Annotated in this window: 12 protein-coding genes and 1 tRNA gene; 7 read left to right on the plus strand and 6 right to left on the minus strand. The window is 56.4% G+C overall.

What is annotated here, in order from left to right:
- Positions 1–109 precede the first annotated feature (109 nt).
- The gene (locus ACTJK5_RS06180; protein ID WP_113260699.1) at positions 110–883 is read left to right on the plus strand and encodes a competence/damage-inducible protein A; all 774 of its coding nucleotides are present in this window, start codon (positions 110–112) and stop codon (positions 881–883) included.
- A gap of 119 nt (positions 884–1,002) precedes the next feature.
- A complete protein-coding gene (locus ACTJK5_RS06185) occupies positions 1,003–1,848 on the plus strand; it encodes a universal stress protein (protein WP_062425470.1) in 846 nt (281 codons plus the stop codon).
- Between the two features lie 71 nt (positions 1,849–1,919).
- On the opposite strand, the gene ACTJK5_RS06190 is transcribed toward ACTJK5_RS06185, so the two are convergent.
- From ACTJK5_RS06190 to ACTJK5_RS06205, 4 genes are all read right to left on the minus strand, one after another.
- Positions 1,920–2,693 carry an amino acid ABC transporter ATP-binding protein gene (locus tag ACTJK5_RS06190; RefSeq protein ID WP_062425471.1) on the minus strand — a complete coding sequence of 258 codons (774 nt, stop codon included), beginning with the start codon at positions 2,691–2,693 and terminating at the stop codon, positions 1,920–1,922.
- 11 nt (positions 2,694–2,704) lie between these two features.
- Entirely contained in the window at positions 2,705–3,862 is a 1,158-nt protein-coding gene (locus ACTJK5_RS06195; RefSeq protein ID WP_440612017.1) for an amino acid ABC transporter permease, read from the minus strand.
- A 5-nt stretch (positions 3,863–3,867) separates the two neighbouring features.
- Entirely contained in the window at positions 3,868–5,064 is a 1,197-nt protein-coding gene (locus ACTJK5_RS06200; RefSeq protein ID WP_062598128.1) for an amino acid ABC transporter permease, read from the minus strand.
- 106 nt (positions 5,065–5,170) lie between these two features.
- Positions 5,171–6,193, minus strand: a complete 1,023-nt coding sequence (locus ACTJK5_RS06205; protein WP_113227420.1) for an amino acid ABC transporter substrate-binding protein — start codon at positions 6,191–6,193, stop codon at positions 5,171–5,173.
- Between the two features lie 340 nt (positions 6,194–6,533).
- Here ACTJK5_RS06205 and ACTJK5_RS06210 point away from each other — a divergent pair, with 340 nt between their 5' ends.
- On the plus strand, positions 6,534–7,721 hold the full coding sequence (locus ACTJK5_RS06210; RefSeq protein WP_440612018.1) for a cystathionine beta-lyase: 1,188 nt from the start codon (positions 6,534–6,536) through the stop codon (positions 7,719–7,721).
- On the opposite strand, the gene ACTJK5_RS06215 is transcribed toward ACTJK5_RS06210, so the two are convergent.
- Positions 7,718–8,887 carry an FAD-dependent monooxygenase gene (locus tag ACTJK5_RS06215; RefSeq protein ID WP_440612019.1) on the minus strand — a complete coding sequence of 390 codons (1,170 nt, stop codon included), beginning with the start codon at positions 8,885–8,887 and terminating at the stop codon, positions 7,718–7,720. The two genes, ACTJK5_RS06210 and ACTJK5_RS06215, sit on opposite strands and share 4 nt — an antisense overlap.
- A 23-nt stretch (positions 8,888–8,910) precedes the next feature.
- Positions 8,911–9,156, minus strand: a complete 246-nt coding sequence (locus tag ACTJK5_RS06220; RefSeq protein WP_062425477.1) for a zinc-finger domain-containing protein — start codon at positions 9,154–9,156, stop codon at positions 8,911–8,913.
- A 152-nt stretch (positions 9,157–9,308) separates the two neighbouring features.
- On the opposite strand from ACTJK5_RS06220, the gene ACTJK5_RS06225 reads away from it, so the two are divergent.
- The 4 genes from ACTJK5_RS06225 (at position 9,309) to ACTJK5_RS06240 (ending at position 11,907) form a co-directional block, all read left to right on the plus strand.
- Complete coding sequence (locus ACTJK5_RS06225) at positions 9,309–10,097, plus strand: alpha/beta fold hydrolase (RefSeq protein ID WP_062437706.1); 789 nt, start codon at positions 9,309–9,311, stop codon at positions 10,095–10,097.
- A 133-nt stretch (positions 10,098–10,230) separates the two neighbouring features.
- A complete protein-coding gene (gene cysE, locus ACTJK5_RS06230; protein WP_062437708.1) occupies positions 10,231–11,055 on the plus strand; it encodes a serine O-acetyltransferase in 825 nt (274 codons plus the stop codon).
- A gap of 184 nt (positions 11,056–11,239) precedes the next feature.
- Positions 11,240–11,443 (plus strand): DUF3126 family protein, encoded by a 204-nt coding sequence (locus ACTJK5_RS06235; protein ID WP_062425480.1) that lies wholly within the window; start codon positions 11,240–11,242, stop codon positions 11,441–11,443.
- A gap of 389 nt (positions 11,444–11,832) precedes the next feature.
- Positions 11,833–11,907: transfer RNA gene (locus ACTJK5_RS06240), tRNA-Glu, on the plus strand.
- Positions 11,908–12,047: the final 140 nt, after the last annotated feature.

Genomic DNA, 12,047 nt, shown 5'->3' on the forward strand with positions numbered 1-12,047 from the left:
GAACGACGGCAGTACGTCGGTATACAGTCCTATTTTATGACCTAGCATATTGCATTCGCCGCTGGCGGGTTTAACGTCTGCGCACATCGTCTCGCGTGAGTATCCTTCCATGTCTTCTGCCTCTCCCTCCTCCCCGGTTACGGCCGCCATGCTCGCCATCGGCGATGAGCTCTTGTCGGGTCGCACCAAAGACAAGAATATCGGGCACCTTGCCGATGTCCTCACAATGTCTGGCATCGACCTGAAGGAAGTGCGGATCGTCGCCGATGATGAGCCAGCCATTGTCGAAGCTTTAAACGCACTTCGTGCTCGCTACGATTACGTGTTCACCTCGGGCGGGATCGGCCCGACGCATGACGACATTACGGCCGATGCCGTGTCCGTCGCATTCACCCTGCCCTGTGAGCATGATGCGGATGCCTTGCGGATTCTCGCAGACATGTATCGCGCCCGGGAGATGGAGTTTACCGAGGCGCGCAAACGCATGGCACGCATGCCGCGCGGCGCACAGCACATCGCCAATCCTGTCTCGGTCGCGCCAGGCTTCATCGTCGAGAATGTCTACGTCATGGCGGGCGTGCCGCAGGTTTTCCAAGCCATGCTCGACAATGTCGTGCCGACCCTCAAAACGGGCGCGAAGATGATGTCCCAGTCGGTGACATCGCAATTTGGGGAAGGCGACATCGGAACGCCTCTGAGCGAAATCCAGAAGGCTCACCCTCAGACCAGCATCGGTTCCTATCCAAAATATGACGGGCAGCGTTTCTCTACCGAAATCGTGGTCCGCGCGCGCGATGCACACCTGTTGGAGGCAGCAGCAAGAGACGTGGCGGCGATGATTGAAAACATTGCGAAAGCGAAGGCGTCCTCCACGTTTGCGTGAACTCCTTTGGGCGCAATACGTTTAATCTGTGCAGGTTTCGTCTTGATAAGGATCAAGGCGACGAGCGAATGACAGGTTCATCTTGGATCTGTCATTGATGCGTCACAAGGAGAATGGCCATGGGCTACAGAACGATCCTCGCTGTTGTCGACACCGCTGAAAACACGCGTCATCTGGACGCGTTCGTGGCTCAGCTGGCGCAACAATTCTCTTCACACGTAATAGGGCTTCATATGGAAATGCTGGCGGCCGTTCCGCTTGTCGCGCCTATGGAAATTCCCGATCCCGCCACCGTGCAGGCGGTACAGGATGTGGCCCATAAGGAAACCGAAGAGTCTCAAAGAGTCTTTGCCGAAGGCATGACAGCGAACGGTATTTCCAGCGAATGGCGCAGCTTCGCCTCTTCGGTCGGTTACTCGGCCAAGTCCTCGCTTCAAAGCGCGCGCTGCGCCGATCTGATCGTCGCACGACAGCATGCTTCGTTTGCCTTGTCGGATAGCCGCGCCGATATCGACAATTTTCTCTATGAGAGCGGTCGTCCTGTCCTTCTCATCCCGAACATTTTGACCGAGCCGAAACCGATCCGCCGGGTGCTGATCGCGTGGAATGGATCCCGGGAAGCAACACGCGCTACCTTTGACGCCCTGCCCTTCCTTAAGGCAGCAGAGAGCGTCGAAGTGTTCTCCGTCGACATGGAAGACAATGATTCGCAGACCGCAGCCCTGGCGGGTTCTGAGATCGCCGCAACGCTTGCGCGCCATGGCATCAATGTGACTGTGACCTCGCAGGAAAAGATTCAAGGTGTCGCGCCCCATACGGCAATCGAGAACCGGCTGGCGGATACCAGCATCGATCTGCTGGTGATGGGTGCCTATGGTCATTCCCGCTGGTGGGAAATGCTGTTTGGCGGCGTGACCCGCACGCTTCTCGACTCGATGACAGCGATGACCTTGATGTCCCGCTGAAGCGAAACATCCTCCAAAAAGAAACCCGCCGGGCGACCGGCGGGTTTTTTGTTTCTTTAGTCGCAAGGGGACTAGTGCAGGATCTGACTCAGGAAGAGCTTGGTGCGCTCATGCTGCGGATTGTCGAAGAACTCCTGTGGGGCGTTCTGTTCGACGATCTGGCCCTGGTCCATGAAGATCACGCGATTGGCCACCTGGCGGGCAAAGCCCATTTCGTGGGTCACGCAGAGCATCGTCATGCCGTCTTCTGCAAGGCTCACCATGGTGTCGAGCACTTCCTTGACCATTTCTGGGTCAAGTGCCGATGTCGGCTCGTCGAAGAGCATGATTTTGGGCTTCATGCACAGCGAGCGAGCAATCGCCACACGCTGCTGCTGGCCACCGGAAAGCTGGCCGGGATATTTATGCGCCTGCTCAGGGATCTTGACGCGCTTCAGATAATGCATCGCGATCTCTTCGGCCTCCTTCTTGGGCATCTTGCGAACCCAGATCGGTGCCAGCGTGCAGTTCTCCAGAATGGTCAAATGCGGGAAGAGGTTGAAGTGCTGGAACACCATGCCGACTTCACGGCGTACTTCATCGATTTTCTTCAGGTCGTTGGTCAGTTCGATGCCATCGACGACGATGCTGCCCGACTGGTGCTCTTCCAGGCGGTTGATACAGCGAATCATCGTCGATTTGCCGGAACCTGATGGCCCGGCGATGACGATGCGCTCGCCCTTCATGACCTTGAGGTTGATATCGCGCAGCACGTGAAAATCGCCGTACCACTTGTTCATGCCAGTGATTTCGATCGCGACATCCGTCGCCGAAACTTCGAGCTTCTTTGCTTGGGTTTCTGCCATGAGATTTTCCCTTACTTTCTATGTCCGGTGTCGAGATGGCGCTCCATGAACAGGGAATAGCGCGACATGCCGAAGCAGAATATCCAGAATACGAACCCGGCAAACACATAACCGGTGACAGGTGTCACCGGTGTTGCCCAGTTCGCATCCGACTGGTTGAGGTTGACGATACCCAGGAGGTCGAACATGCCAATGATCGACACGAGCGACGTATCCTTGAAGAGACCGATAAAGGTGTTGACGATGCCGGGAATGACGAGCTTCAGCGCCTGCGGCAAAACGATCAGACGAGTCTTCTGCCAATAATTCAGGCCAAGCGAATCCGCACCTTCGTACTGCCCCTTCGGAATGGCTTGAAGTCCACCGCGAATAACTTCCGCCATATAAGCGGATGCAAACAGCGACACCCCGACCAGAGCACGCATGAACTTGTCGAACGTCACGCCTTCGGGCAGAAACAGCGGCAGCATGATGCTGGCGAAGAACAGGACAGTGATCAGAGGAATGCCGCGAATGACCTCTATGAAGGTCACGCACAGTGTCTTGATCACGGGCATCGTTGAACGACGACCAAGCGCCAGGAGAATGCCAAGCGGCAGCGATACGGTGATTCCGAAAAAGGACAGGATCAGCGTGACCATCAGCCCGCCCCAGAGCTGCGTTTCCACCCGCGGCAAGCCAAAATAACCGCCAATCAGCAGGAAGAAGGAGACGAAAGGCAGCACGAGGAAAAGCAACACGGCATTGGCCGTCTTGAAGGGTGCCTTCGGGATCAGCATCGGGATGAGCAGAATGACAAACATTGCTGCGACAAGAAGCGGACGCCAGCGTTCATCAAACGGATAACGTCCGAACATGAACTGTTGGAACTTGGCCCCAACGAAGGCCCAACAGGCTCCGGCCTGGCCATCCGGCAGAGCGCCGCCCTGCGCGACGGTCAGGCAAGCCAAGCGATCGGTGCCGGTCCAGACAGCATCGACGAACAAGAACTGCACCAGAGGCGGAAGGATGTAGGCGAGCAGTGCGATGGACAGCACCGTCATCACGACATCCTTCGGCGTGGCGAAGAGTTTCGTTTTGAGCCAATGCGCGACACCGACCTGGCTGGATGGCGCCGGCTGAGCCGGCACCAATTCGCGGCGGATATAGGAAACGGAAGTACTTGTCATATCGCTTATCTCTCCACCAATGCCATCTTCGCGTTGAACCAGTTCATGAACAACGCCGTTGTGATGGACAGCGACAGATAGACGATCATCCAGATCGCCACGACTTCGACAGCCTGACCCGTCTGATTGAGGATGGTACCGCCAACCGCCACGAGATCCGAGAAGCCAACGGCAACAGCGAGCGACGAGTTCTTCGTCAAATTGAGATATTGGCTGGTAAGCGGCGGGATGATGATGCGCATAGCCTGTGGAACGACGATGAGGCGCGTCGTGGTGCTGGAACGGAGGCCGAGTGCCTCGGCCGCTTCCGTCTGCCCCTTCGCGACGGCCTTGATGCCGCCACGGACGATTTCAGCGATGAAGGATGCGGTGTAGAAGGAGAGCGCCAGATAGAGCGACATGAATTCCGGTGCAATAACCGAGCCGCCGGCCAGATTGAAGCGACCAAGAACGGGCACGTCAAAAGTCAACGGTGCGCCAAGCGCCAGAAAGGTCAAGATTGGCAAGCCGATGATGACCACAGTGCCGACCAGACCGGTACGGAACGGCTGCCCGGTGCGCATTTGGCGGGCCTTTGCCCAGCGATAGACGAAGAAGGTAATGATGATACCGACGAGGAATGCTACAGGAACCATCCAGGCACCCTCACCCCAGACGAACTTGGGGTAAAAGAAACCGCGATTGTTCAAATAGGTATCGAGTGGGAGAGCAAGCGATTCACGGGCCTGCGGAAGAATCGTGATGACGCCCTTGTACCAGAAGAAAATGACGAGAAGCGGCGGCAGATTGCGGAAGATTTCCACATAGGCCTGTGCAAGTTTCGAGACCAGCCAGTTTTTGGACAGGCGTGCAATTCCGACGAGGAAACCGATGATCGAGGCCGTAATGATGCCCAGCACTGCCACCTGCAAGGTGTTCAATATACCGACGATCAGTGCGCGACCAAACGTGTTGTCATTGTTGTAGTCGATCAGCGTCTGACCGATATCGAAACCGGCTCTTCCGTTCAGGAAGCCAAAGCCAGAGGCGATGTTGGCTCTCTGAAGATTCTGGATGGTGTTGTTGGTGATGAACCAGACGGCCAGCACCAGGATGATGAGCGTCACGGTCTGATAGAAGATGGACCGCATGCGCGGATCGTTGATCATGGACGTCGCGCCGGATGCGCCGGACGGTCCAGAACGGATCGTCTTGCCTGCCATAGGCACCTTTCCCTCTATATGCTCTTTTCGAGCTTATTTTATGAAGAAGAAGGAGGCAGAGATGATTATCCCCGCCTCCTGCACAAGCTTTTAGGCTTTAAAGCAATCAGCGAACCGGAGGCGCGTACTGCAGGCCGCCCTTGTTCCACAGAGAGTTCAGGCCGCGCTCGATCTTGAGCGGAGAGCCAGGACCGACGTTGCGGTCGAAGACTTCGCCGTAGTTGCCGACAGTCTTGATGATGTTGTAGGCCCACTCGTTGGTGACGCCGAGATCGGTACCGATCTTGGTGCCTTCTTCAGTGCCGAGAAGACGCTTTACGTCCGGGTTGGCAGAAGCCTTCTGCTCGTCGACGTTCTTGGAGGTGATGCCAAGCTCTTCAGCATTGATCATGGCGTAGTGAACCCAGCTGACAAGGTCGAACCACTGGTCGTCACCTTGACGAACCGCAGGTCCGAGAGGCTCCTTGGAGATGATTTCAGGGAGAACCATGTTTTCATCAGGGTTCTTCATCTTCAGACGGATTGCGTAAAGGCCGGACTGGTCCGTGGTGTAGACGTCGCAACGACCGGAGTCGTAAGCGGAGGTCGCGTCGGATTCCTTTTCAAACACAACCGGGTTGTACTGAAGGTTGTTGGTCTTGAAGTAGTCGGCGAGGTTGAGCTCGGTCGTCGTGCCCTGCTGAACGCAGACGGCAGCGCCGGAGAGCTCCAGAGCAGACTTCACGTTCAGGCTCTTCTTAACAATGAAGCCCTGGCCGTCGTAGTAGTTAACGGTGCGGAAGTTGAAGCCGAGCGACGTATCGCGGCTGATCGTCCAGGTGGTGTTACGTGTCAAAACGTCGACTTCGCCGGATTGGAGCGCAGGGAAACGATCCTTCGATGTCAGCGGAACGTACTTGGCCTTGGTCGGATCACCGAAGACAGCAGCAGCGATACCGCGGCAATAGTCAACGTCGATACCAGACCATTCGCCCTTGTCGTCGGGGTTCGAGAAACCCGGAATGCCAGAGCTGACGCCGCAGGTGACGAAGCCCTTTGCCTTAACATCCTGAAGAGTAGCGGCAGATGCAGCCGTTGCAGCTCCCAATACTGCTGCGCCAATAGCGGCTGACAGAAGTGCCTTTTTCATTTTTCCCAACCTTTGTCTCTTTTTTCTCGATTGGAGATGACCGACGCATGCCATGCGCTCGCGACAGTCTCTCCGCTTCACCTCCCGGTGTGCGCCCCTATCACAATCACAATTGCCGCCATGGTCAAGACTTTCGCTAAGCAATTGTGTCTAAAAAACGGAATTTTCAAATTTTCGGCTTTTAAGTAAGCATATGACTATTTTTTGCGCGAAAATAGCTCAAAATCTGTTCATCCTGTCTGACAGATAGACTGGTTTTTCCCCTGCTCACATAAGTGGCTTGACCGCAAGCGCAATTCTTCGGCATCTTCCCGCATCACATTAATGAGAGACTTCCAGCATGAAAAACAAGAACGAGATCCTAGGCGCCTCGGGAGTGAATACGCGCCTTGCCCATCTCGGTAACGAGCCGTTCGACTTTTTCGGCTTCGTCAATCCTCCGATCGCCCGTGGTTCGACCGTTCTTTTCCCGGATGCTGCAACGTTGATGTCGGGTGACCAGCCATACACTTATGGCACTCATGGTACGCCGACGACGGACGCGCTGTGCAAGATGATCGACGAGCTGGAAGGGTCGGCTGGAACCATCCTCCTGTCGTCCGGCCTTGCTGCCGTGACCGTTCCATTTCTTGCTTATCTCTCCGCCGGAGACCACGCGCTGATCGTCGATTCGGTGTATTTTCCGACCCGCCGCTTCTGCAATACGATGCTCAAACAATATGGTGTCGAGGTCGAATATTATGATCCCGCGATCGGGGCTGGCATCGAGGCTTTCATCCGCCCGAATACGCGGCTCGTCCATCTGGAAGCGCCCGGCTCGAACACTTTCGAAATGCAGGACGTGAAGCTGATTTCGTCCATCGCGCATCGTTACGACTGCGTCGTTACCATGGATAATACCTGGGCGACGCCGCTCTTTTTCCGCCCGCTCGATCATGGCGTGGACGTCTCCATCCATGCTGCGACGAAATATCCGGCAGGCCATTCCGACGTGCTGATGGGCTTCGTATCCGCCAATGAAAAGCACTGGAAGAAACTTTGGGACGCCAATACCAATCTCGGCATGTGCGTGACGTCCGACGATGCTTATCAAGTGCTGCGCGGGATGCGCACAATGGGAATCAGGCTGGAACACCACCAGAAAAGCGCGCTTGAGATCGCTCAATGGCTTGAAACGCGCGACGACGTCGCCAGCGTCCTGCACCCCGCCCTGCCCAGTTTCCCGACACACCATATCTGGAAACGCGATTTCAAGGGATCCAGCGGCGTATTCTCGTTTGTCCTGAAGGCCGATCCGGAAAAGTTCAAAGACAAGGCCCATGCCTTCCTTGATGCCCTGTCCATTTTCGGGCTTGGTTTTTCATGGGGCGGCTATGAATCTCTGGCCGTCCTCGTCAATCTCGCCGATCGGACGGTAGCGGCTGGCCCGAGCGGAGGACCGGTTATCCGGCTTCAGATCGGGCTTGAGGATGTTGCGGATATCAAGCGCGATCTGGAAGCAGGGTTTGCCGCGGCGGCGAAAGCCTAAAGCCCTTCTGCGCGGTAGCCATAAAGCCAGTCGAAGTCCGCAAGGAATTTTTCCGGCGGACGCAAAGACAGCAGAACATCGCGTCCGATCCGCAGAGGGCCTCGGGCGTGATAGGCAAAGCTGTTCAGCTTTGCGCGTCTGCGCGCCTGCTCGACGCGTGGCATGCGATGCGCCTCAAAGCTCTCAAGCGATGAGCCCAGCGCATCTCCTTGCGCAACGAAAGTGGCCAGTTCAAAGGCATCCTCGATTGCCATTGCCGCTCCTTGAGCGGCGAAGGGCATCATCGCATGGGCTGCATCGCCGATGAGAACCGTGTCCCGCCCGTTTTGCCAGCGGCCAGGGCCAGCCTGGAAGAGCGGCCAGAATGTCGGTGTGCTGGGACGCTCCAATGCGCTCCAAAAAGCCGGCTTCCAACGGCGAAACTGTTGGATGAGAAATGCCTTCTGCTGACCTTGCGCTTCCGCCTTCCAGGTGTCTCCAGGATTTGCGCCAACTGCAATTGCGACGATGTTGAAGCCGCCCGTTTCTGCCAGCGGATAGGCCACGACATGCGCGGATGGGCCGAGGAACGCCGTAACGGCAGTACGGTTGAGAAACTCAGGCGCGTCATCGCCAGACAGCGTGAAGCGCCAGGCGATGTTGCCCGAGAAGGTCGCGACGGGGCTGTTCGGTACGGCGTAGCGCGTGCTCGACCAAACGCCGTCGGCGCCGATGATCAGATCCGGCTCGGTGAAGATTGTCTTCGCAATCTCGGATTTGCTGGCGCTCTCCAGCCTTTTTCCAAGATGCAATCGGCACAGAGGATTGTTTCTGACGGTCGCAAGAAGTGCCTGCTGCAGGCTCGCCCGATGCAGCACGCCGTAGGGTGCGTGCCAACGGCTTCTTGCCACACTCTTCATCGGCAGAGACACGAGCGTTTTGAGCGAAAGGCCGGACGCCAGATCGACCGTCTCGGGCTCGATCCACGTCTCTTCAATCAGCGGCAGGACATCGAGGGCGGACAAGATATGGGCGGCATTGGGCGAGATTTGCAGCCCGGCGCCGACCTCTGCGAGTTCGGACGCCTGCTCGACGATGTCACTTGCAATGCCATGACGGGCAAAAGAAAGGGCGGCGGTGAGACCGGCTATACCGGCACCGACAATCGCCACGGATTTAATGGGCATGGAGAGCCCCGATATTTATGGGGTTACGCTGCCTTCACGTGGAAGACGCAGCCGGGAGGATTGGTCTGCGTGGCCTTCAGCGACGGATCGTAGCGATAGAGCGTGGAACAGTAGGAGCAGACCTTCTCGTTCTCGTCGCCCATATCGATGAAGATATGCGGGTGATCGAAAGGAACGGATGCCCCCGTGCACATGAATTCCTTGACGCCGATCTCGATCATGCGGTGTCCGCCGTCGTTCTGGAAGTGAGGAATTGTGTGGCCGGCCATGTTCGTCTCCAAATGCAAATTCGTCTCTGAGCCAACGCTCGTATTCTTCGAGTATGTAGCGTTAAATCACTCCAACCTCCATAGAAAAGAGCGTTGAATATTCCCAACACCACTATTTCCTGACATATGGTCGGCAAAAAAGGAGGTCCTTGATGAATCTCAACCTGCCGCAATTTTTGTCCTTCCAGCGCGATGGACTTCAACTCGCCTATTTCGACGACGGCGACCCGTCTGGCGTACCGGTTCTTCTCATTCACGGATTTGCGTCCAGTGCGGCAGTGAACTGGGTTCATCCCGGCTGGGTGAAGACACTCGGCGACGCCGGCTATCGTGTGATTGCACTCGATAATCGCGGCCATGGGGCCAGCGACAAACCGCATGACCCGAATGCCTACTATCCGGCCGTGATGGCTGAAGACGCGGTTGGTCTGCTCAACCACCTTGGCATCCCTGAAGCGCATGTGATGGGTTACTCCATGGGCGCGCGTATCTCCGCTTTCGTGGCGATGGCACACCCCGATCGTGTCCGCTCGCTGGTGTTCGGCGGCCTTGGCATCGGCATGGTGGACGGCGTTGGGGACTGGGATCCGATTGCGGATGCGCTTCGCGCGCCATCGCTCGATGTCGTCACCCATGAACGCGGGCGCATGTTCCGCGCTTTTGCCGAGCAGACGAAAAGCGATCGCGTCGCGCTTGCCGCCTGTATCGAGACATCGCGCGTTCTGGTCACCCGCGAAGAAGCAGCCAAGATCGAGGCACCGACGCTGATTGCCGTCGGAACGAAGGACGATATTGCAGGGTCGGGCCAGGAGCTCGCCGATCTGATGCCGCATGCAAAGGCCATCGACATTCCCAACCGCGATCACATGTTGGCGGTGGGAGATCGCGTCTTCAAGGCGGCGGTATTGGAATTCTACGGCGAACTCGACCGATCGGCGTGATCAAGACATGCCGTTCCACAAAGCTGTCAGAAAAACTGATGCTTTGCCACCTTTAACGCTGCTCGCGCATACCCATTTCTGTGCAACGCATTTTTCTGTATACTGAAGCAAACCGGTTTTAAGGACAGCTGACATGGTCGCACTGATAGAGACCCGCCAGAATGATCAGATCACCGTCGTCGATCCGATCTGGGGCAGCCTGTTGAACGAAGCGCGCACAGCCGCCGCGCAGGATCCCCTGCTCTCGGCGTTCTTCTATTCCACAATCCTCAATCACCATTCGCTGGAAGAAAGCGTCATCTATCGCATCTGCGAGTTGCTCGACCATCCGGACATGCAAGCCGTTCTGTTGCGCCAGACATTTTCAGAGATGCTTCACGACTGGCCGGAATGGGGCGCAATTCTGCGCGTCGATATCCAGGCTGTCTATGACCGCGACCCAGCCTGCACGCGCTTTATCGAGCCTATTCTTTACTTCAAGGGTTTTCACGCCATCCAGACCCACCGTCTGGCCCACTGGCTGTGGTCGAAGGGACGGAAGGATTTTGCACTCTATTTGCAGAGCCGGTCCTCGAGCGTTTTCCAGACCGACATTAACCCGCAGGCCAAGGTTGGCAAAGGCCTGTTCCTTGATCATGCCACCGGGCTCGTCGTCGGCTCGACTGCGGTCATCGGCGACAACGTCTCCATTCTTCAGGGTGTCACGCTTGGCGGTACTGGCAAGGAAACGGGAGACCGTCACCCGAAAATCCGAAGCGGCGTGCTGATTGGCGCAGGCGCCAAAATTCTTGGCAATATCGAGGTCGGAAGCTGCTCTCGCGTGGCGGCTGGCTCGGTGGTCTTGAAGCCCGTTCCCCCCAATACCACGGTTGCCGGCGTGCCCGCCCGGATCGTTGGCGAAGGCGGCTGCAACGAGCCTTCCCGCATCATGGACCAGATCATCGGCGCGGATATCTGATCAACCTCAATGCGATAAAATTGCCCGTGTGGATCACGTAGTGGACCGCATGGGTGATTTGCCTCTTTGACTTTACTTTGGCCTTTAAGCCGTGCCACAAGCGGCGCAGATTGAAAATCGCGATGTCCGAACAACGCGCCTTCAAGGACGATGGACGACGTGAGAACCGCACAGGAGAAGACTGGTGAAAGCCGACGAAATCAAAAAGCTCGACGCCTATTTCAAGCGTACTTTCAACGACAAGATGGCCGTCAAGGCACGTCCGCGTAAGGATGATTCCGCTGAAGTCTACATGGGTGAAGAGTTCCTCGGCGTCGTCTATATCGACGACGAAGATGGCGATCGTTCCTACAACTTCTCCATGGCGATCCTCGACGTCGATCTTTGATTGCGTCATACAAATTGCATGATATCAGCCGCCCAAGACAATGGTCTTCGGGCGGTTTTTTGTTGCTGCAAGAGGTGGCACGATGACCGGCAAAGCGATTTTTTGTCGTCCACCTCACAAGGCTGGAACCAAATTGTTAACCGCTCGTTTTTTCGCTGTCCCCCCGATGAAGCGTGAGGCGGCGATCAAAACGGGAAGCCCCTGATCCCGAGCCACCTCACGCTTCCCCTTCCTTCCCTCGCAATTCGTTCATAGCCATAGGTGTGGATTCGGCTTGTCCACAGGGCGCCCGCTCCCTCGACAAAAAACATCGTCTAAAATCAAAAAAATCGAAATTGCCGCTTGCGGAGAATCCGCGGCCTGACTATAAGGCCCCCACCACAGCGCACGCGCCCTTCGTCTATCGGTTAGGACGTCAGATTTTCATTCTGAAAAGAGGGGTTCGACTCCCCTAGGGCGTGCCATTTCTCTTATTTTCATTAGATTACAGTGACTTATAAGGAAAGCTCTCTCGCTCTACTGGAAAGTAGAGATGGCGCTCGGACGATACGTTTATTCATGCAAGTAAGGCTTTAATGCCAAACGAGCAGCAGTCGTCTGACAA

The sequence above is a fragment of the Agrobacterium sp. 22094 genome, from assembly GCF_052046015.1.
GTDB classification, from domain to species: Bacteria; Pseudomonadota; Alphaproteobacteria; order Rhizobiales; family Rhizobiaceae; genus Agrobacterium; species Agrobacterium cavarae.